We start from the raw sequence: 23,682 nt of genomic DNA, 5'->3' as shown, positions 1-23,682 counted from the left end.
CCTACTCCGGTTCGTGCCGCTCGCCTACCTGGCGCTCGCCTTCGTGGTCTACCTGCCCCTGTGGGCCGACCTCGACCGCGGCTACCTGTACTACCCGGACCTTCCACGTGGGCTCCGCCGGAGGATTCACGCCGTACCGGTGGCATGCCGATCGCGCGGATCTCGTTCTCCGCAACGCCTCCTTCCGGGGCTGTGGCGCCGAACGTGCACGGCCGCTCCGCCCGGTGGGTCGTCTCCGCCGAACGGAGTGGCGTCGCTTGGGAAGTGAAGGACGGCATCTGGGGACACGCAACCGTGCCCGGCACCGACGACGCGGCTCGCGACCGAGCACATCGCGTAGCCCAGAGCGTCCACCCCTGAACCACGTCCGCCAGGTTCGCATCCCCGCACTACAATGAGCCCCGTGCACGCCCACCCCACTCCCGCCGAGCACCCCTCATCGGTGGCCCACGTGGTCCAAACCAATCCCGTTTCGTACTCATAACGGGCAAGAGAGCGCTCCCAAATCCCGGCAAGAGTACGAAACGGGAGAAGCGGGGTTACTGGGGTGAGGCGGAGGGGAAGCGGCGCATCGTAGGGCTGAGGGTGGTGGCCAACGCGACGCACGCCATGGCGGCTGCGCAGAGCAGGACAGCGGGGGTGCCGCCCAGGGCAGCGGTGAGCGCGCCGCCGACCAGGGGGCCGAGGGCACCGGCGCCACCGGAGCAGAAACCGGCGACGCCGCTCAACCGGCCTCGCAGCTCATCCGGAGTGATCATCATCTGATAGGTCATCACGGTGGTGTTGGCGACGGGCAGCAGGAACGCGGCGCCGCCCAGCAGCAGGCCGAGCGGGACCCCGGCGGGCACGAAAGCCATCACGGCGGTCAGCGCGGCGGCGATCCAGGAGAAGCCGAGGATCAGCACCGGCGCCCGGAAAGCGGCGTGCAGGCGGGCCGCGAACAGGCCGCCGAGGAGGCCACCGGCACCGAGGAACGCCATCATGAAGCCGATCTCGCCGGGGGCGACGGAGTCCTCGCCGGAGATCGCGAGGATCACCACGAGCAACGCGCTGAACAGCAGGTTCGAGCACATCATCCACACCAGGGTGGAGCGGATCACGCGCTGGCCGAGCACCCAGCGGAAGCCGCCGAGCAGATCGGCCGACACGGCCTCCGGAGGTGCGGGAGCCCGCGGTGGAAGCCGGAGAAACACAAGGGCCACAACGGAAATCCCCAGCACCGCCGCCTGAGCGAGGAAGGGCAGCATGGGATGGGCGCCGAAGAGCACTCCGGCGATCACGGGGCCCGCGAGGGTCGCGATGAACGGGCGGGCGGTGTTCGTCGCGATGGCCTGGGAGAGCTGTTCGGCGGGGACGACCTGGGGTAGCGCAGCGTGTTCGGCGGGGTCGAAGACGGAGCCGAGGAAGCCTTCCACCAGGGCGACGACGACGAGCAACAGGAAGGAACGCGCGTCGAAGGCCAGGGTGAACGCGAGGGCGGCCATCGCGGCGGTCCTGGCGATCTGGCAGACGAGCATGACCCGCTTGCGGTTCCACCGGTCGGCCATCACCCCGGCGGGCACGATCGCGATCATGTGGGCGAACGCGAGCACGGAGCCGATCACGCCGACTTCGAGGGGCGAACCCGCGGAGAGCAGGATCAGCAACGGGAACGCGATCTGGGTGATCTCCCCGGCCAGCTCGGAGAACAGCTGGCTGGTCCACAGGATCGTGTAGTTCCTGTTGCGGGACAACGGCTGGATGTCAACCACCACGGCGCGCCAACCTTCCGCTGAGCTGGACGCTGTCGGGCAGGAACCGTCCAGAAAGGACGAACTTGCTGCCGGGGAGGGCCTGCGCGGTGAAACGCCCACCCGCATAGCAGGTCAGCTCCGTGTCGGGAGCCAGCACCAATGTGCCGTCGTGCAAGGAAACGACGAACTCGGACGGACCGTTGACATAGCGGCCCACGGCCCATGGATCGGGTTGCACCGGCTCGCCGGGATCAACGGGGTCATAGTCAGGTACTCCGAGCTTCGCGACGAGGTCCTGCCACAGATCCAGGCCCGTGCTCGCGTTCGTGGTCAGCGCGACCGCATGGCCGCTGCGAGGGTCGAATCGGAAGTGACACGACGTGCCGTCGCTGGTGCCGTCGTGGCCCCACCAAGTGCCGTAGCGCGCCCAACCCAGACCCCAGCCGTCCGCCATGCCGAAGGGTCCTACCGCGACAGAGTCAAGCTGGTCCTCAACCATCTCGCCGCAGAATCCAGCAGCAGCAAGGAGATCGCTCGCGCTCAGCGCCAAGCCACCGTTCGGATCCTCCAGAGCGAGTGCCGACTGGGGCCCGATACCGACGACGCGCCCATCGGGGAGCACGGTGTGCCCCTCAGCGGTCTCGCGGCCGGACACCGAGATACCGAGGGGACGCAACAGGATCTCCGCGACAGCCTCAGCCCAGTCCATCCCGGTCAGGACCTCGATGAGGTGCCCGGCGACGATGTATCCCACGTTGGAGTACGAGAAAACCGTGCCCGGCGGGTGCACGAGGCCGTTCTCCCGCCAGTAGCGCGGAAACCAATGGGAGCGCAGAGCGGGTTGCTCGGCGTCCTCGTCGATGTTCGACGCGAAGCCCGCGGTGTGGCTGAGCACTTGCCGAAGCGTCACGTCAACGTCCGGCAGGTGCTCGGAAAGCGGCTCGTCGAGGGAGATCTCGCCGTCCTCCACGAGGATCATCGCCAGCGCTGCCGTGAACGGCTTCGTGAGCGATCCGAGCGGAAACGCGGTGTCAGCCGCGGTGCCGAACGACTCGGAGGTGGTCCCTGACGCATCGCGCACCACGAGCTGCGCTGAGGGCACCTGGTGAGAAGCGCACAGTGAAGCGAGCACGACTACCGACCTTCCAGGTGTGCGGCGAGTTCCCGCAGCAGTGCCACGAGATCCGAAGCCACACGCTCCACAGTGGACTCGGAATGCACGTTCGACGAGTAGTACCAGGTGAATTCGAGCTTGCCCTCGCTCACCGCGCTCACGACTTCGAGGAGGTGCATGGTCCGCTCGTCCAGGGCCTGCTCTCGACCGATCGGCTCACCGAAGCCCCGGTACAGCGCGCTGGAGTTCGGCGCGCCGACACCATCGACCTTGCCGTGGTAGTTGAACACCACCTGCGACCTGGCCTGGGCCAGCGCATCCGCGAAGTGCCGCAGCGCCCCATAGCCCAAGCCGTTTCCGGGCACCTTGCGCAGGCCACGCCGCGCCGTCTTCACCACGGTCGCCCAGTCGGTTTCTCCACTGGGGACGTCGATCGCGACCGGGTAGAGCGTGGTGAACCAGCCGACCGTCCTGGACAGGTCGACGCCGTCGAAGATCTCCTCGCGACCGTGGCCTTCCAGGTCGATCACGACCTGATCGGAGCCCGTCCACCGGCTCAGCGCCCACGCGAGGCCGCTCAGCAGCACATCGCCGAACCGGCTGCGAAGCGCTCCCGAAGCCAGGCGGAGCAGTGCATCGGTGTCCTTTTCGGACAGCGAAACCGTGATTGTCTTCGTGGAGGAGACCAGGTTCACGCCCGAGTGGTCCACAGGCAGGGACTGCGCCGAAGGCAGGGCCGACCAGAAGGCAAGCTCTCGGTCGAACCCACCGTCCACAGTGTGCTGACGGAGCCGGTTTCCCCAGTCCTTGAACGAGGTCGACTTCGGGCCGAGCCGCACGGGCTTGCCCGCCACCGCCTGCCGATAGGCGCCTTCAAGGTCATCGAGGACGATCCGCCAGGACACCGCGTCGACCACGAGGTGGTGCGCGGTGAGGAACAGCTTCGGCCGCTCCCCCGCCCCGAACTCGAACAGCAGCGCACGAACCAACGGCCCAGCAAGACCCAGCCCGGAGTCCGCCGCGACTGCCAAGGCGTCCATCGTGGCCTCGCGATCCGGGTCACCGGACAAGTCGTGTCGCTCAACGACAAACGGCGCGGGCTCGGCGTGCCACTGCACCCAACCGTCCGAAGTGGACCGGAACCTCAACCGCAGCGCGTCGTGCTGCGTGACGACGGCGGTGAGCGCGGCCCGCAACGACGGCTCGTGCAGGTCCTCGGTCAGCTCGATCAACGCGGACTGCGTCAAGTGGTGCGGGGCGATGGTGTGCGCCGCGAAGAACTCCCGCTGGATCGGCGTGAGCGGTGCCTCGCCGGTCACCGGCGCGGTGTCCTCGGCCCGCGTGTCCACGGCGACGACCTTGGCCAGGCGCTCCACGGTCTGGTGCAGGAACAGGTCCTTCGAGGTCGCCTTCAGCCCGGCCTGGCGAATCCTGGACACCACCTGGATGCTCAGGATCGAGTCCCCGCCGAGGCTGAAGAAGTTGTCCTGCGCGCCGACCTTGTCCAGTCCGAGGACTTCCGCCCAGATCCGCGCGAGCGTGTCCTCGACGGTGCCTTCGGGTGCGACGTAGCCCTCATCGGAGGCGTTCTCGATCTGTGGCGCGGGCAACGCGTTGCGGTCGACCTTGCCGCTCGTCGTCACGGGGAAGGCTTCCAGCACAACGAAAGCGGACGGCACCATGTAGCTCGGGAGCCGCTGCCCCAGGTACTCGCGCAGCTTCCGCGTGTCCACGTCGCCGACAACGTAGGCGACGAGCCGGTTCGCCCGAGCCACCACGACGGTCTGCGCCACACCGGGCGCAGACATCAGCGCGGCCTCGACCTCGCCGAGTTCGATGCGGTAACCGCGCACCTTGACCTGGTCGTCCGTCCGCCCCAGGTACTCGATCATGCCGGAGGCGGTCCAGCGCACGAGGTCGCCGGTGCGGTACAGACGCCCACCCGAACCGAACGGGTCCGCTACGAAGCGCTCCGCCGTCAAGCCAGGGCGGTTGAGGTAGCCACGCGCCAGCTGTGCTCCGGAGAAGTACAGCTCGCCCGCGACACCGATCGGCACCGGCCGCAGGAAACGGTCGAGCACGTGCGCCGTGGTGTTCCACAGTGGACGGCCGACCATCGGTCCGGTGCTCTCGCCCACGCGGCAGAACAGAGTGTCCACAGTGCACTCGGTCGGCCCGTAGAAGTTGTAGCCGATGGTGTCCGGCGCATCGCGGAGGTCCCGCCACAGCGCCTCGCCCGCCGCCTCACCGCCGAGCATGAACACCTTGGGACGGTGCCGTTCCGAGGTGAGCAGGCCGACCGCGGTCAGCTGCTCGGCGTAGGTCGGAGTGACGTCCAGCAGGTCGATCCGATGCGAGGCGACGTAGTCCACCAGCGCCTCCGGGTCACGGCGGGTGAGGTCGTCGACCAGGTGCAGCTCGTGGCCGTCGACCATCCACAGCACGGCTTCGAGCGAGGTGTCGAAGGAGAAGGCCGCGGTCATCGCGACCCTGAACAACTCACTCCCGGACTCCTTCCGCACGAACTCAGACCGGTGGTGCGCGAGGAGATTCGCCAGGTTGCGCTGCTCGATCACCACGCCCTTGGGCCGCCCGGTCGAGCCCGACGTGTAGATCACGTACGCGGGATGGGCCGGATGCCTGTCGACAACGGGGTTTGCGGTCGGGAACGCGGACAGATCGTCAATCTCGTTCAGCACCAACGATGGCGCAGCGTCGGACAGGACGAACTCCAGCCGCTCAGCCGGGCTGTCCGGGTCGAGCGGAAGGTACGCGGCTCCCGCCTTCAACGCGCCGAGCATGCCGACCATCAGGTCGCCAGTCCTGGGCGTGCCCAGAGCCACCACGTGCTCCGGGCCGATCCCCCGCGCAATCAGCTGGTGCGCCAACTGGTTTGCCCGCGCGTTCAGCTCGGCGAAGGTCAGCGAACCGCCCTGCCACACCACGGCTGTGCGAGAAGGCGTGCGCCGCACCTGCTCTTCGAAAGCATCCGTGAGCATCGGCGCCGGGCCGGAGTAGGCGGTGTCGGGGTGTGCGGATTCCTCCAGCAGCGGCAGCGTGGACAGCGTCCGCCCGGGGCTCTCCGCAACGCCCGCGAGCAGAACTCGCAGGTTGTCGATCATCCGGTCGATCGTGCCCTCGTCGAACAACGCCGTGCTGTAGCCGACCGCGGCCAGCAGGCGGTCCTCCTGCTCGACGAAGTCCACCGTCAGGTCGTGGCTGATGTCCTCACTGACCGTGGGCAGCGCCTCCACCTCGACGCCGGGCAGTTCCATGTCCTGGGCCCGGGTGTTCTCCAGGCCCACCATCACCTCGACCACCGCGTTGCGGCTCGGGTCGCGCTCCGGCTGGGCGATCTCGACCAGCCGCTCGAACGGGACCTCGTCGTGGGTGAACGCCTCCAGGATGGTGCCGCGCTCGGTCGCCAGGTGCTCGGCGAAGGTCCGCGACTCGTCCACAGTGGACCGAAGCACCACGGTGTTGACGAAGAAGCCGATCAGGCCCTCCACTTCGGCGCGATTGCGGCCGGAGCCCGCGGTGCCCACGACGATGTCCGTCTGCCCGGTGTAGCGGGCCAGCAGGACCTTCACCGCGGCGACGAGCGTCATGAACAGCGTCGCGTCCTGTTCCCTCGCCAGGGCGCGGAGCCGGGCCACGACATCCGCGTCGACCTCGAACATCTTCATGCCACCCGCGGCCGAACGCACGGTGGGCCGAGGCCGGTCGATCGGCAGGTCCAGCGGCACGATCCCCGTGAGGTGGGAACGCCAGTACTCCAGATCCCTGTCCAAAGTGGACATCCTGGAGCGCTGCCAGACGGCGAAGTCCGCGTACTGCACGGGCAGCGGTGACAACGACGCCCGCTCGCCGCGCAGTGCCGCCGAGTAGAACGCGCCGAGCTCGCTCGCCAGCAGGCCCATCGACCAGCCATCTGTCGCGATGTGATGCATGACCAGCGCGAACACGTGCTCCGTCGGCGACTCGCTGAGCAGCGCGGCACGGAAGACGGGGCCGTTGCGCAGGTCGAACGGCTGCTCCACCAAGGCTTCCAGGTCGCCCTGCAACGCGAGGTGGACGGGCACTGAGTCGTGGATCACCTGCACGGCTTCTTCGTCCACGAGGTCGAAGATCGTGCGCAACGGCTCGTGCCGGGCGACGAGATCACCGAGCGCGATCTCCAGTGCGTCGGCGTCCACCGAGCCGTGCAAGCGGAGTGCGAACACAGTGTTGTACTCGGTGCTCGTCGGATCGAAGTCGTTGAGGAACCACAACCGCTGCTGCGCGAAGGACAACGGCAGCGGCTTGCTCCGCGACACCGGCACGATGGGGTCATCATCCACAGTGGACTGCCCGATGATCTCCGCGAGTGAAGCGACCGTTGGCGTGTCGAAGAGCTGACGCGGCGACGGTGCGACACCGAACGCGGCGCGGACCCGCGAGATGACCTGGATGCTCAGGATCGAATCCCCGCCCAGGTCGAAGAAGTTGTCATGCACGCCAACACGCTCGACGCGGAGAACTTCGCGCCACACCTTGGCAAGGCGTGCCTCGACGTCACTGCGCGGAGCCGCATACGGGGTGCTCGACTCCAACACCGCAGTCGGCTCGGGAAGCGCGCGCCGATTCACGATCCCGCTGGCAGACATGGGAAGTTCGTCCAGCACGATGTAGGCGGAAGGCACCGCGTGCGCTGGCAGAGCGGAGCTCAGGAACTCCCGCAGCTCGGCCAGGCCGACGTCACCGACCACATAGCCGACGAGGCGGACATGTCCGGAATCGTCCTTGTGCGCGGCGACAACGGCATCGGTGACCCGCGGATGCTTGGCGAGCGCGGTCTCGACCTCGCCCAGCTCAACCCGGAAACCGCGGACCTTCACCTGGTCGTCGGCACGGCCGACGAACTCCAGGTTGCCATCAGGTCTCCAGCGCACGACGTCACCAGTGCGGTACATCCGCGCGCCGGGGATGAACGGATCAGTGAGGAACCGCTGCTCGGTCAGGTCAGGACGATTCCAGTAGCCCTGCGCGACCGCGTCTCCGGCGATGTACATCTCGCCCGCGACGCCGATCGGCACCGGGCGCATCGCGTCGTCCAGCACGTATCCCCTGGTGTTCACCAGCGGACGACCGACCGGGACAAACCCGACCGTCTCGGACAGCGCCGACGTGACCTCGAAGATCGTGGCGTCCACAGTGGTCTCCGTGGCGCCGTATGCGTTGACCACCAAGGTGTCCGGGCTCATCCGCGCCAACACTTCGGCGGCGTCGCCGACCTGCCAACCCTCCGAGCCCACCGCCAGCACGCGCAGCTCGGGAAGCGAGCCGGCACGCCAGGTCAGCTCCCGCGCGATCGCCTTGGCCAACGCCGGAACGGTGACCAGCAGCTGCGCGTCAGTGTCGGCCAGCAGGTCGGTGAGCGCGACCGGATCGGCGACCTGCTCCGTGGGGCACACGATCATCGTGCCGCCGAACATCGCCGACAGCAGGAAGTCCGCGAAGAACAGGTCGACCGAGAGGCTGGACACCGAGACGCAACGGGGGCGCATCTCGGTCAGCCCGTAGCGCGCATCCCACGCACGCATGATGTGGTGCACGTTGTCGTGGTTGACCATGACGCCCTTAGGCCGTCCGGTCGATCCCGACGTGTAGACGACGTAGGCAAGATCAGCCGTGGTCACGGCGGTGACCGGCGGCCCTTGAACGTCAGGGAGCGCAACGGTGTCCAGGCAGAGCACCCGCCCGTCTCCTGCGTCGAGCTTGTGCCGCAAGCGTTCCTCGGTGATGAGGACGGGCGCCGCAGCGTCCTCCAGCATCGTGGCGAGCATCGCGGGCGGGTAGTCCGGGTCCAGCGGCACGAAAGCACCACCGGCCTTCAACACGGCCAGCAACGCCGCAACGGCCGCGCTCCCGCGCTCCACGCAAACACCGACCAGGGCGCCTGGCGCGACGCCGAACTCAACGAGCTTGTGTGCCAAGCGGTTCGACAGCCGATCAAGCTCGGCGAACGTCATCGAGTCGGAGCCGCACTGCACGGCGGTCTGCTGCGGGATCTCCGTGGCCTTCTCCGCAAACATCTCGTGCACGAGCCGAGTCGGCGGATACTCCACGGCGGTGGAGTTCCACCCGTGCAGCAGGAGTTTCCGGTCCTCATCCGACAAGATCCGAACATCGTCCACAGTGGACGTCTCAGTGATCGACGACAGCAGCGCCGAAAGGTGTGCGGCGAGCCGCTGCGCGGTGCTGTCGTCGAACTGCTGCGGGTCGTACCCCAGGGACAGCATCAAGTTCTCGGCCGCATACGCGCTGAGGGTGAGCGCGTAGTTGGTGTGCTCATCACCGCTGTACTCGTTGATGCTCAGCCCGTGGCGATTCGCCGCGTCGCCATCAACCGGGTAGTTCTCGAAGACCACGATGCTGTCGAAGAGGTTGACGCCCTTCGGCACCTCACCGCACGCCTGGACCTGCGCCAACGACAGGTACTCGTACTGCCGCGCGACGACCTGGGCGTCCTGGATCTCCCGCAACCAGTCCAGCAGTCCGGCGGCGGGATCGACCTGGGTGCGCACCGGGACCATGTTGATGAACAGGCCGATCATCTGCTCCGAGCCCGCCAGCTCCGGGGGCCGACCGGAGACCGTCGCGCCGAAGCACACGTCGCGCTCGCCACTGAGCCGCGACAGCAGAATGGCCCACGTGCCCTGGACCAGGGTATTGACGGTGATCCTCGCGCGCTTGGCCAGCTCGAAAAGTCGCTGCGAGACCTCCGTAGGCACCGTGAGCCGCACATCCGTCGAGGTCCGAGACTCGTGAGCGCGAACGAGGGCGCGGTCCACCGGCAGCGGAGTAGGCGCCGTGAAGCCCTCCAGCACCGTGCCCCAGTGCGCCCGCGCCTCCTCGATGTCCTGCTCGGCGAGCCAGGCCACATAGTCCCGATACGGTCGCCGCACAACGGAAGCGCCTAGAGCCGCGTGCTCCTCGAACACCTCCGAGAGCACAGCGGAGAAGCTCCACCCGTCGCAGAGCAGGTGGTGCGCCGCCCACTGCGCGTAGACCCGAGTGTCGGACAACCGCACGAAAGTCATGCGCAGCAACGGCGGCGTCGACAGGTCAAGCTGGACAGAGTCCCGCTCATCCCACATCGCGCTCAAACCGTCCCGCTGCTCCTGGGCAGAACGGTCGCGCCAATCGTGCACAGTGAGCGGAAGTTGCACTCCACTGTGGACGATCTGAACTGGCTCCGGAACGTCCTCCCACACCACGGAGGTCCGCAGCACGGGCGTTCGGTCGATCACCCGCTGCCAGGCTCGCGCCAACGCGGCGGGGTCGGAGACGCCGTCCAGCTCGATGCGGAAGTGCCCGGTGTAGACATCACGTCCAGAGACGCTGAGCGAGTGGAACAACATGCCGGTCTGCATCGGCGTCAGCGGATAGATGTCCTCGACACCGCCACTGGTCAGACGATCCACAGTGGACTGGTCGAGCGCGGCGAGCGGGAAGTCGGACGGTGTGTAACCACCCGCGGCCGGATCGGCGCAGTGCTCGACGATCTCCTCAAGCGCGCTGATCATGCGAGTGGCGAGGCGACAGACGGTGTCCTCGTGGTGCCGGTTGGCCGAGTAGGACCACCGGAACTCCAGCTCACCGCCGACGATGATGCCGTTGATCTCCAGAAGGTGCTGCCGTTCCTGCCGGTCCGCGCGCTCGAAGCCCGGGTAGTTCACGGTTCCCAGGTGCAGCGCGCTCTCCGCGCCCGACTCGAACCGGCCCAGGTAGTTGAAGGCGATCTCCGGTTGGACCGTCCGGCCGAGCGACCCGTAGCCGATGCCGCGGTTCGGCACCGCACGCAGCTGCTCCTTGATCGACTTCAGTACCGGCCCCCAGCCCTCGCGGGGCAGGGTGAGCGCAATCGGGTGCATCGAGGTGAACCAGCCGACCGTGCGCGACAGATCGACGTCGGCGAAGAGGTCTTCGCGCCCGTGCGACTCCAGCTCCACGAGCGCGGTGTCTCCGCCCGCCCACTCGGTGACAGCCTTGCCCAACGCGCTCAGCAGCACGTCGTTGATCTGCGTCCGATAGACCTCGGGCACCTTGTTCAGCAGCGCGTTGGTCTTCTCCGCGGTCAGCCGCACGGAGATCGACCGCGCCGAGCCGATCGTGTTGTCGCCCGCGGTGATGTCGACCGGCAGTGCCGCGCCCGCCCCGATGCCCGACCAGTACTCGCGCTCGGCCTCGAAACCGGTGTAGTCCGCCAGCTGCCGCGCCCACGACAGGAACGACGTGGTCTTCGGGCCGAGGTCGATCTCCTCGCCCGCCACGGCTTGCTGATAGGCGGTGTCCACATCGGACAACAGGATTCGCAGCGAGACGCCGTCGACGACCAGGTGGTGGGCGACTAAGAACAGCAACGGATTCCAGTCGCCTTCGCGCACGATCAACAACGCCCGGAACAGGGGGCCATCGGCCAGGTCGAAGCCGCGCTGCGCCTCGATCAATGCTTCGTGCAGCTGGGCTTCGTGCTTGAGTTCCACACGTTGCAGCACAGGATCATCGGAGACCGGCGCGTTGTACTGCTTGCCATCGGCGAAGCGCATGCGCAGCGCGTCGTGGTGCCGCGGCAGTGCCGCCACAGCGGCGTTGAGCGCATCGAAGTCGACGTCGTTCCGGAGTTCCAGGAACAGCGCCTGGTTGAACTGGTCCAGGCTGTCGGTCAAGTTGTCGAAGAACCACCGCTGAATTGGCGTCAGCGGTGCCTCGCCGACAACAGGTCCCTGGTCTGCGACGGGCTCCTCGGCGACGTTGACCTCGGTGGCCAGCTCCGCGATCGTCTGCTTCTGGAAGGTCTGCTTCGCAGTGAGCCGCAGCCCCGCCGCGCGCGCCTTCGACACCACCTGGAGGCTGAGGATCGAGTCGCCGCCGAGGTCGAAGAAGTTGTCGTGCACACCGATCCGCTCGATGCCGAGCAGACCCGTCCACACGTCCACGAGTGCCCGCTCGATGTCGTTGCGGGGCGCCACATAACCGTTGCCTGCCTCGCGCTCGCCAGACGGAGCAGGCAGAGCACGACGGTCGATCTTGCCGTTCACGTTGAGCGGCAAGCTTTCCAGGGGAACGAACGCGGTCGGCACCATGTGCTCCGGCAGCCGCTCGCGCAGGAACGCCCGCAGTGAAGCCACATCCACGTCGTCCGCGACGAAGTACCCGACCAAGCGCCGCGCGCCCTGCGCGTCGTCGCGCACGGTCGCAGCGGCAGCGGCCACGCCGGGGAACGCGCCGATCGCGGCCTCGACCTCGCCCAGCTCGATGCGGAACCCGCGCAGCTTGACCTGCTCGTCCGTGCGACCCAGGTACTCCAGGTTCCCATCAGCCAACCAGCGCACACGGTCACCGGTGCGGTACAGGCGCTCACCGGAACCGAACGGGTCCGCGACGAAGCGCTGCGCCGTCAGCTCCGGCCTGCGCAGGTAACCCCGGGCGAGCCGGGTTCCCGCGAGGTACAGCTCCCCGGGAACCCCGATCGGCACCGGCCGGAGCTCGTTGTCCAGCACGTAGCTCCGGACGCTCGGAATCGGGCGGCCGATCGGCACGACACCCGAGGAGCCGGGTCGCAACGCGTCGCTGAACGTCGCGCACACCATGGTCTCGGTCGGGCCGTAGCCGTTGATCATCACGCGGCCGTCCGACCACGTGTCGACGAGCGCGGGCGGGCAGGCTTCACCGCACACCACGAGCGCGACGTGCTTCGGAATGTCCTTTTCGGACAGAGCGGCGACGGCGGTCGGCGGCAGGTTGAGGTGGGTGATGCCGTGCCGCAGGATCAGCTCGCTCAGCGGCTCGCCCGGCATTCGCTCCTCGGCGGTAGACAGCACGAGCGCGCCGCCGGAGAGCAGGGCCAGGCAGATCTCCCAGAACGCGCCGTCGAAACTCAGCGACGCGAACTGGAGCACCCGCGAGTCCGGCCCCGCGCCCAGCCGTTCACGGTGCATGGTGACCATGTCCTGGATGCCGCTGTGCGTAACGACAACGGCCTTGGGCTTGCCCGTCGAGCCGGAAGTGTAGATGACGTACGCCGGATTGGAGACCAGCGCCTCGGGGCCGTCCAGCCCCGCGCCATCGGTTGCCACGGTGGAAACGCCGTCCGGCACCGCGCCGATGCCGAGCACCGGCCGGGCGTCCTCGACCATGAAACGCAGGCGGTCGGCGGGGTAGTCCGGATCGAGGGGAAGGTAGCCCGCGCCGGACTTGAGCACGCCGAGAATCGCGACGATCATCTCAATCGAGCGCGGCAGTGCCACGGCGACAAGGGTTTCCGGCCCCGCGCCTTGCGCACGCAAACGCCCGGCCAGGCGCGATGCCCGCTCATCCAGCTCGGCATAGCTGACCGTGTCGTCCCCGAACACCAACGCGGGCGCGGAGGGGTTCGCGCGGACCTGCTCGGCGAAGATCTCGGTGAACGTGCGCGGTCGCGGCCCGGCACCCGTGCCAGGCCATCGCTTCGTGAGCAGGTCGCGCTCCACCCGAGTCAGCAGCGGCAACTCCCCCAGCCGCGTCAAGGGGTCGGCTGCGATGGCGGCCAGCAGCGTCTTCAAATGGGTGGCAGTCCGCTCCGCCGTGCCCAGGTCGAACAGGTCGGTGTTGAATCCGAGGTGACAGGACAACCGCCCGTCGCTGTCGGTGAAGTCGAACGCCAGGTCCATACTGGACACCAGCACCGGCGGCGGCACGTCCTCCACGATCAAACCGGCCAGCTCGACGGTGTTCTCCGCGATCGGGCGCAGGTTCACCGCCACGTCGACCAGCGGCGGGCGGCTCGGATCGCGCTCGGGACGCAGCACCTCGACGAGCTTCTGGAACGGGACGTCCTCGTTGGCGAAGGCATCCAGCACGGTGGACCGCACATCGTCCAGGACGTCCGCGAACGTGCCGTCACCGATCGTCGTCCGCAGTACGACGGTGTTGACGAAGAAGCCGATCAGCTTCTCCAGCTCCTCGCGGCCACGGCCGGAGGTGGCCGTGCCGACCGCGATGTCCTGCTGCCCGGAGTACCGCGCCAGCAACACTTTCACGGCCGCGACGAGCGTCATGAACAGCGTCGCGCCACGGGCCCGGCTCAGCTCCCGGAGCCGGGCCGCCACGTGGTCGGGGATGTCGAACGAGTACGACGACCCGTGCGGAGTGCGGACAGCAGGACGGGGGCGATCGGTCGGATAGTCCACAGTGGACAGCCTGTTGAGCTTGCCGCGCCAGTACTCCAGCTGCGTGCTGGTGTCCTGCTCCCGCTGCCACGTCGCGAAGTCCGCGTACTGCAAGGGCAGCTCCGCGAGCCTGCCGCCCCCGTACAACACGCCCAGTTCGTCGGCGAACAGGCCCATGGACAGGCCGTCGGTGGCGATGTGGTGCATCGTGATCACCAGCACGTGCTCACGCGCGGAGAGCTTCAGCAGCAGCGCGCGGATCGGGAGATCGGTCCGCAGGTCGAAGGGCAGGGTTGCCTCCTCGACCAGGTACCGCTCCACTTCGCGCGGGTGTTGCCACTGCGGCAAGTCGGTGAGATCGGCCAGCGGCAACGGCACCACCGAGGGCGGCTGGACGATCTGCACACCGGTGTCGTAGGTCGTGCGGAGGATCTCGTGCCGGGCGACCACGCCGCTGATCGCGTCCCGCAACGCCTCGACGTGCGGCGAACCGATGAGGCGGAGCACGAGCGGGACCCGGAACTCGATGCTGCCGGGCTCCAGTTCGTGTAGGAACCACAACCGTTCCTGCGCCGCCGACAGCGGTGCCGGGCCGGATTCGGCGCGGCGGCCGATGACATCGGCGCGGGCCTGCCCCGAGAGCTGGCGCAGCACCATCTCCCGGATATGCGCGGGGAGCGCGGCGATGCGCTCGTCTGACAGGCTCATGCGAGGTCCCCGTTCGCCATCAGCTGCTCCACATTGGCCATGACCGCGGTGAGCACGACCCCCGCCAGCTCTGCGACGGTCGGCCCTTCGAACAGCTCGCGCGGCGACAGGTCCACCCCGAACGCCCGCCGCACCCGCGACATGAGCCGGAGACTGGCGATGGAATCGCCGCCGAGCGCGAAGAAGTCGTCGTGCGCGCCCACCTTGTCGATCTTCAGCACCTCGGCCCACAGCTCGGCGAGCGCCTGTTCGGTCGGGTTGCCCGGCGCGACGTACTCGGTGCTCAGCGCCTGTTGCGGCATGGGGTCGGGCAGTGCGGCCCGGTCGACCTTTCCGTTCCTGGTAACGGGAATCCGGTCGATGACCACGATGTCCGATGGGATCTGGAAGGACGGCAGCCGTTCTGCCAGGTGCTCCGTCACCGACTCCGCCTCACCGACGACGTAGCCGATGAGCCTGTTGTCCTTGGCGATCACCACCGCCTGACGCACACCGGGAACCTCGCGGAGGGCAGCCTCCACCTCGCCCAGCTCGATCCGGAAGCCACGGATCTTGACCTGGTCGTCGGTGCGCCCCAGGTATTCCAGTTCCCCCTTGGCACTCCACCGCACGATGTCGCCGGTGCGGTACAGGCGCTCACCAGAATCGGCCGCGACAAACCGTTCTGCCGTCAACCCCGGTCTGCCGAAGTACCCGCGGGCAAGTCCGGCTCCACCAAGGTAAAGCTCGCCTGGCGCGCCGATCGGCACCGGCCGCAAGCGGTGATCGAGCACGTGGGCCGTGGTGTTGTCCATCGGCCGACCGATCGGGGCAATGTGGTCGTCGGTGAGCAGCTGAGTCGTCGCGAACGTCGTGTTCTCGGTCGGTCCGTAGCCGTTCACCACCCTGAGCCCGGGGCAGTGCGCCCGCACTCTCGTGACAGCACTCGGCGAGACCGCCTCACCGCCGGTGATGACCTCTGCTAATCCCGCGAAGCACTCCGGCGTTTCCTCCGCGTACATCGCGAAGAGTGCCGCCGTGAGCCACAACCCGGTCACTCCGTGCTGCTCGATTGCCTTTCGCAGAAAGGAAACCGTGAGTTCACCTTCGGCCACCACAACACGTCCGCCCGCCAACAGCGGCACCCAGATCTCCATCGTCGACGCGTCGAAGGCGTGCGGCGAGTGGAACAGGCTGCGCTCGAAGCCGGAACCGCTCCAGCGCCGATCCGCCGCCAGGGCAACGATGTTGCGATGGGTCACCGCAACGCCCTTCGGCGTTCCGGTGGAGCCGGAGGTGTACATGACGTATGCCAGATCGTCCTGGACGACCTGCACGTCGGGGTTGTGCTTCGGCCCCTGCGCATCCAGGGAAGCGACAGGGCAACCGATGTCTTCCGTCGAGCGGTCGGTCAGCAGCAGGACCGCCCCGGTGTTCTCGATCATCCACCGCACTCGCTCCACCGGATAGCTCGCGTGCAGCGGAACATAGGCACCACCGGCCTTGAGCACTGCCAGCATCGCGATCACCGTATTCGGCCCACGTTCCATGAGCATGGCCACCGGTGATCCGGCTCGCACACCGTGTTCGATGAGCTGGTGTGCAACGGAGTTCGCGCGCTCGTTGACCTCGCGGTAGGTCAACTCGTTCAGCGCGGTCGCGTCGGGCTGCGCGGCGGCGATCGCCTCGAACAGCGCGGGAACCGACTCCTCAGGGTAGTCCGCCGCCGTGTCGTTCCAGTTCCGCAGCAGCTCCGCTTCGCCTGCCGGGAGGGCATCGATCGGCCGGTCATCCGCGATGGCTTCGACCACAGTGGACAGAACCTCGGTGAGCCGCCGCACGGTGGTCGCGTCGAACAGCTCTGGGTCGTATCGGAGCACGAACCCCAGTCGCTCCCCGGGATATGCCACCAGGTTCAGCGGGAAGTTGTTCGACTCGGTCACCTCGACGTGCCGCACTCGCAGCCCGTTGCGGGCGGCAGCATCGCGGTCCACGGGGTAGTTCTCGAACACCACGATGCTGTCGAACAGCATTTCGCCTGGCTGCAACGAAATCCAGGACTGGACCTGCGGCAACGAGACCGACTCGAAGTCCCGGGCCTCGACCTGTGCCTCCTGCAAGCGCTGCAACCAGTTCGTCACATCGCTGTCCACAGTGGATCTCACGGGCAACGTGGTGATGAACAGGCCGAGGATGTCCTCGGAGCCCACCAGCTCCGCCGGGCGCCCGGAGACGGTCGCACCGAAGCACACGTCCCGTTCGCCGCTGTACCGCGACAGCAGCACCGCCCACGCGCCCTGCACCACCGTGTTGAGGGTGAGCCCAGCGTCTTTGGCGCGCTCGTGCAGGCGCCGCGAGACCGCCGTCTCCAGCTCGAACGCCACCTCTTCGGTCGCCTTCGGCTGATATCCGGTGGCCGGAGCACGGTCGAAAGGCAGCGGCGTCCGGGCTTCGAAGCCGTCCAGCGCCGACCGCCAGTACTCCTCCGCAGCAGTCTCGTCCTTGCTCTGCGTCCACTCCACGTAGTCGCGGAATGGCCGCCGCACAACGGGAGTACGGCCCGCGTAGGTAGCGAAGACCTCGGACAGCAGCTGATGTCCGCTCCACCCGTCCAGCAGCGCGTGGTGTGCGGTCCACACGAACCGCACGCTCGTCGGCCCGAGCCGGAAGAACATCAACCGGCTCACCGGTGCCACCGCCAGGTCCAGCCCGCGAGCGCGGTCAGCCTCCAGGAGTCCGTCCGGATCACCCTCGTACTCGGTGATCTCCAGGTGCGCCTCGCGGTGCACGACCTGGATCGGCTCGTCGACATCCCGCCACACCAGGGACGTCCGCATGATCGGCAGCCGCGCCGCGGTGTCCTTCCAGGCCCGCAGCAGCGCGTCCGGATCAGCGACCTCGTCCAGCGTGACGTCGAACTGGCACAGGTAGAGCCCGGAACCCGGGTTCATCAGCGAGTCGTAGAGCATACCGCTCTGCGTCGGCGTCAACGGATAGATGTCCTCGGCGTCCAGCTTGTCCACAGTGGACTGGTCGAGCTTGACGAGTGGGAAGTCCGATGGCGTCCGCCCGCCCGCTCCGGGTTCGGCGCAGTGCTCGACGATCGCGCGCACGTTGGCGGCGAAGTCCTCCGCCAGCCGCTCGACGGTCGCGGCGTCGTGCAGGTTCTCCGAGTAGTGCCAGGAGAACTCCAGCTCGCCGTCATCGACCTGGCCAACGATCTCCAGCACGTGGTGGCGCTCGGCCTCGCCGTCCTCGTGGAGTTCGATCCTGCCCGTCCCGGAGAACTGGCCGAGGTAGTTGAAGCTGACCTGCGGCTCCAGCTCCGGCCCGAGCGCCTTGGCGCAGTACCGCAGCGCGCCGTAGCCCAAGCCCTTGCGGGGAATCGCGCGGAGCTGTTCCTTCACGGACTTGAGCAGCCCACCCCACGCTGCCGCGTGCACGTTGATCACCGCAGGGAAGTAGGTGGTGAACCAGCCGACCGTGCGGCCGAGGTCCACGTCGTCGAAGAGGTCTTCGCGCCCGTGGCCTTCCATGCCGACCAGCACTCGATCGCGGCCCGTCCAGCCGGAGAGCGTGCGCGCCAGCGCGGTGAGCAGCACGTCGTTGATCTCCGTGCGGTACACGTCCGGTACATCCCGGAGCAATGCGCCGGTGACCTCCGCGTCGAACCGCACTCGGATCTCCCGAGCACTGTCCACTGTGTTTGGTCCACTGTGGTCGGTCGGGAGATCGGCCTCGGCGGTCACACCGCGCCAGTACTCCAGCTCGTCGTCGAAGCCACCCGAGGCGGCGTGCTCGGTCAGCTTGATCGCCCAGTCCCGGAACGAGGTGGTCCGCGGTCCAAGGTCGGCATCGGCCTGGTGGTAGGCCGTGTGGAAGTCCTCCAGCAGTACGCGCCACGAGATCCCGTCCACCACCAAGTGGTGCGCGGTCAGCTTGAGACGCGTGGGCGTCTCAAGCTCGGCCCGGAACAGCTCGGTTCCCTTGGCGGCGTTGTACTGCTCGCCCTCGTCGGTGAAGCGCATGCGGAGCGCGTCGTGGTGCTCCACCAACGCATTCAGCGCTCGCTGCAACGCTTTCTCGTCCACAGGCGCGGGCAGGTCGATCGTGACGCTCTGGTCGAAGGTCCCGCGCGCGTCGAAGTTGTCGAAGAAGTACCGCTGAATCGGCGTCAGCGGTACTTCTCCGACCACAGGGCCGCCTCTGGGGGTGGCGACCACATCCTGGGTGACGTGCGGGGCGAGCGCGGCGATCGTCGGCCAGCGGAACAGGTCCTTCGTGGTCATCCGCAGCCCGGCGCGGTGCGCCGCGGACACCGCCTGGATCGCCACGATCGAGTCGCCGCCGAGCGCGAAGAACCCGTCCCGCACACCGACCCGCTCGACCCCGAAGGTCTCCGCCCAGATCCGCGCGAGCGCGTGCTCGACCTCGCCGGTCGGCGCGACGTACCCCTCCGCCGCCTCGGCGACCGGCTCCGGCAGCGCGCGCCGATCCACCTTCCCGTTCACGGTCACCGGCAGCTCGTCGAGCACCACGATCGCGCTGGGCACCATGTACCCCGGCAACCGCCCCTCAAGCTCGCGCCGCACCTCCCCCACCCCCAACGACGCATTCGGGGCGTTAGATTCCCTGAACGGGTCGTTCGGGGCGTTGGGTTCCCTGAACGGGTCGTTCAGGGCGTTAGGCGCCCCAATCGCGGCGTTGATCTTGGGGGATACGTAGGCGACGAGGCGTTTGGTGCCGGGGGTGGGTTCGTGCACGATCACGGCCGCTTGGGCGACGCCGGGGACGGCGAGCAGGGCGGTCTCGATCTCGCCGGGCTCCACGCGGTGGCCGCGGATCTTGACCTGGTCGTCGACGCGGCCGAGGAAGTCGAGTTCGCCCGACGGCAGCCATCGTACGAGGTCACCGGTGCGGTACACCCGCTCGCCAGCGAACTGGACGAACCGCGCGGCGGTCAGGTCGGGCCGGTTGACGTAACCGCGCGCCAGGCCCGCACCGCCGATGTGGAGCTCGCCGGGAACGCCTTCGGGCACCGGGCGCATCGCCTCGTCAAGCACATAAACGGTCGCGTTGGCGACGGGCTTCCCGATCGTGGGCAGCCCGTGATCGACGGGAGACACTGACGCGCACGTCGCGACCACAGTGGACTCGGAGGGGCCGTACTGGTTGACCAGGCGCACGCCCGGAAAACGCCGACGAAGCACATCGCCGCCGGTGGTCACGACGCGCAGAGACGTCGGCACCGAGTCGAGCTGCTCGAACACGGAGTCCAAGCGCGCCACGGGAAGCGTCGTCAGCGTCACGCTCTCGGAAGCCATCCACCGCACCAGATCGTGCGGGTGGTCGAGAACCGCGGCACCAGGCACAGCCAGCCGTGCACCCGCGGTCAGCGTGCCCCAGATCTCCATGACCGCGGGGTCGAAACCCACCGCGATCAACTGCGAAACACAATCCGAGGACGTGATCGAATAGTACGACCGGAACCAGGCGCACAGGTCGGACAGCGCGCGGTGCTCGATCGCGACGCCCTTCGGCTGACCGGTCGAGCCAGACGTGTAGACGATGTACGCCAAGTGCTCCGGTCCCACCTCCACACCGGGATCAGTTGAGGGGTAACCCGTCACGTCCGGCCAAGCGGACGAGCCCAGCACGAGGCGCGCGCCGGTGTCGGAGATCATGAAGTCGCGCCGCGCGGTCGGCAGCGCGGGGTCCAACGGCACATAGCCACCACCGGCCTTGAGCACGGCCAGCGCCCCGATGACGAACTGCTCGCCGCGGTCAGCGCACACACCGACCGGCACATCGGGCCCAACACCTTGTGCGACAAGGTAGTTCGCGAGCTGGTTCGCACGCAGGTCAAGCTCCGCGTACGTCAGGTCGTTGACCGCCAACGCCGACGAGGACGGAATCAGCCTGTGCACGGGCTCGACCGAGACCGGAGAAGCAGTGGCGTTGTACTCCACGAGAAGGCGGTGCCGCTCGGCATCGGTCAGCAGAGGCAGCTCGGACAAGGCCGAAGCGGGGGCCGCCGCGATGCCTTCGAGCAGGACCCGGAGGTGGCCCGCCATACGCTCCACAGTGGACGCGTCGAACAGCGTCGTGTCGTACTGGATCACGCCGTCCAACGAGCCGTCGCGCTGCACGAACTCGACGGTGATGTCGAAGATCGCGGAGACGTTGGGCAACTCGATCCGCTCCGCCGTCGCGCCCGCGAACCGCAGGTTCTTGCCAGGACCGTTCTGGAGCACCACGAGCGCTTGGACCAGTGGCGTCATGCTCGGGTCGCGGGTCTGGCACAGCTCGTCGACCAGTCGCTGGAACGGGACGTCCTGGTGCGCGAACGCGCCGAGCACGGTCTCCCGCACCTCGCCGAGGAAGTCCTTGAAGGACAAGGACTCCCGCACCTGCGAACGCAGAACCAGGGTGTTGATGAAGCAGCCGACGACTCGGTCAAGCGAAGCGTTGTCGCGCCCGGCGACCGCAGTGCCGACAGCGATGTCGCGCTGCCCGGAGTAGCGCGCGAACAGCACCTGACACGCGGCGACCAACGTCATGTACAGGGTGGCGTCGCACGCGGCGGCGATCTCATTGAGCTTGCTGGTCAAGCGCTCCGGCAAGGTGAAGGCGACGACCGCGCCGTTCGTGGACTTCACGGTGGGACGCGGCCGATCGGTGGGCAGGCGCAGCGGCGCGAGGCCGTCGAGCTGGTCCCGCCAGTACCGAACATGCGGCTCCAACGCCGCATCGGTGAGCCGAGCCCGCTGCCATGCCGCGAAATCGGCGTACTGCACGGGCAGCGCGGGCAGTGCCGTGCCGTTGTACAGCGCGCTGAGGTCGTCGGCCAGCACGCTCATCGACCAGCCGTCAACGGCGACGTGGTGCAGGCCGAGCACCAGGACGTGGTCGCGATCACCAAGCCGGACAAGGAGTTGCCGCATCACCGGCCCGCGCGCGAGGTCGAACGGCACACCGACCTCGGCGGTCAGTGCCAGGTCGAGCTCGTCAAGAGAAGCATCCACAATGGACAGACCAGGGCGCTCTCCGGAGACGACCTGGAAGCCGGAGGAGATCACGGTGCGCAGCACCTCGTGCCGCTCGACCAACGCGTCGAGGGCCTTGGTCAGCGCGGGCACGTCCAGCTCCCCGCAAATGCGGAATCCGAAGTGGACGTTGTACTCGACCGAATCCTTGTCGTACTCCTGGAAGAACCAGAACCGCTGCTGGGAGAACGACAGCGGCAGGGGCTCGGCGCGCGAGACCGGCACGATGGCGTCGGCGCCTCCCCCCGACGAGGACGGCGAGGACGACGCGGCCTCGACCAGTTCGGCGAGCCCGGCGACCGTGCGCGCGTCGAAGAGGACCCGTGCGGGCAGCTTCACGTCGAAGGCGCCCTTGATCCGCGGCACCACCCGCAGTGCCAGCAGCGAATTGCCGCCCAGCTCGAAGAAGTCGTCGTCGGCGCCGATCCGCTGCACGCCGAGCACCTGGGCGAGGATGCCCGCGATCGTTTGCTCGGTGGCGTTCTTCGGCTCGCGGGAGGACTTCACCTCCTGCCGCACCGGCTCCGGCAGCGCGGCGCGGTCGATCTTGCCGCTCGGCGCCAACGGCAGCCGGTCGAGCGGCACGAACACCGATGGCACCATGTACTCGGGCAGGTCGGCGGCCAGGAACTCCGCGAGCTGAGACGGCGAAGCACCGGAAGGTGCCACGTAGGCAACGAGATCGCCCGAGTGCTCCACCACAACCGTGTGCGAGACATCGGGGTGCCGCATCAGCGCGGACTCGACCTCACCGGGCTCGATGCGATAGCCACGGATCTTGATCTGATCGTCGGACCGCCCCCGGTACTCCAGCTCACCATCCACATAGCGCACAAGATCACCGGTGCGGTACATCCGCCCACCGCCGGGCACCGCGACGAACCGCGAGGCGGTCAGCGCAGGACGTCCGTGATAGCCGCGAGCCACACCCAGCCCGGACACGTACAGCTCGCCGATCTCCCCGTACGGCACCGGACGCAGCTGGTCGTCAAGAACGTGTGCCTGCGCACCGGAAATCGCCTGGCCGATCGCGACCGCGTCAGGCCCCAGGCCCACGCCCGGCTCCACGCGGTACACGACACACCCGACCGTCGCCTCGGTCGGCCCGTACTCGTTGATCACCGCGGCGCCCGGGTGCGCGCGCCGCCACTCCGCGAGTGCCGTTCCCAGCAAGGCTTCGCCGCCAACAACGAGGTCCTGCGACGGCGAGTACGAAGGCGGCAGGTCGCGCAGGATCGACAGGTGGCTCGGCGTGACCTTCAGAAAGGTCGGCCGCAGCGGCAACGGGTCCCCGCCGACCAGCTCGCCGACCATGAGCACACCGCCCGCCACGAGCGGACCCCACACGCTCGTCACCGTCAGGTCGGAGGCGAGCGAGGAATGCAGCAACGTCGCCCCGGTGAGGCCCGGGTAGTTCTCCACGCAGAAGTCCAAATAGGACGCGAGCTGCCGGTGCTCCACCAGAACGCCCTTGGGACGGCCGGTCGAGCCCGAGGTGTAGATGATGTAGGCGATGTCCTCGGCGGCGATGTCCACTACCGGCGCCTCGGCGGGATACGACGAGAAGTCCGTGTCGCGCAGGTAATCCTGAGTGAGCACAGTGGACACACCGGCGTCGGAAACCATGTACGCCAGGCGGTCCGCGGGGTGCTCCGGGTCCAGCGGCAGGTAACCGGCACCCGACTTGAGCACGCCGAGCAACCCGATGATCAGCTCGACGGAGCGGTCCGCGCAGACGGCGACGAACGAGCCGGGGCCCGCTCCCCGCGCGCGCAGGTGGTGCGCTAGCCGGTTCGCCCGCAGGTCCAGCTCCTGGTAGCTCACGGACTCGGCGCCGACCACCGCGGTCGCGGTGGGAGCGAGCCGGACCCGCTGGCCGAACATCTCGATCACAGACCAGCTCACGCCGG

At 68.0% G+C, this 23,682-nt stretch carries 4 protein-coding genes; all 4 read right to left on the bottom strand.

Translation table 11 applies throughout. From position 1 onward, the window contains the following. Positions 1-539: 539 nt before the first annotated feature. From NLX83_RS34180 to NLX83_RS34165, 4 genes are read right to left on the bottom strand one after another with little or no spacing between them, the layout of a single operon-like run. A complete protein-coding gene (locus NLX83_RS34180; RefSeq protein WP_254239387.1) occupies positions 540-1,754 on the bottom strand; it encodes an MFS transporter in 1,215 nt (404 codons plus the stop codon). Beyond that, positions 1,744-2,865 carry a serine hydrolase domain-containing protein gene (locus NLX83_RS34175; protein WP_254239386.1) on the bottom strand — a complete coding sequence of 374 codons (1,122 nt, stop codon included), beginning with the start codon at positions 2,863-2,865 and terminating at the stop codon, positions 1,744-1,746. The genes NLX83_RS34180 and NLX83_RS34175 overlap by 11 nt, the downstream gene beginning before the upstream one ends. A gap of 2 nt (positions 2,866-2,867) precedes the next feature. After that, complete coding sequence (locus tag NLX83_RS34170; RefSeq protein WP_254239385.1) at positions 2,868-14,747, bottom strand: non-ribosomal peptide synthetase; 11,880 nt, start codon at positions 14,745-14,747, stop codon at positions 2,868-2,870. Next, positions 14,744-23,677 carry a non-ribosomal peptide synthetase gene (locus tag NLX83_RS34165; RefSeq protein ID WP_254239384.1) on the bottom strand — a complete coding sequence of 2,978 codons (8,934 nt, stop codon included), beginning with the start codon at positions 23,675-23,677 and terminating at the stop codon, positions 14,744-14,746. Before NLX83_RS34165 ends, NLX83_RS34170 begins: the two co-directional genes overlap by 4 nt. Positions 23,678-23,682 lie beyond the last annotated feature (5 nt).

Origin of the sequence: Allokutzneria sp. A3M-2-11 16 (genome assembly GCF_024213555.1) — a bacterium.
Lineage (GTDB): Bacteria > Actinomycetota > Actinomycetes > Mycobacteriales > Pseudonocardiaceae > Allokutzneria.
This window is presented reverse-complemented; position numbering and strand designations above follow the sequence as displayed.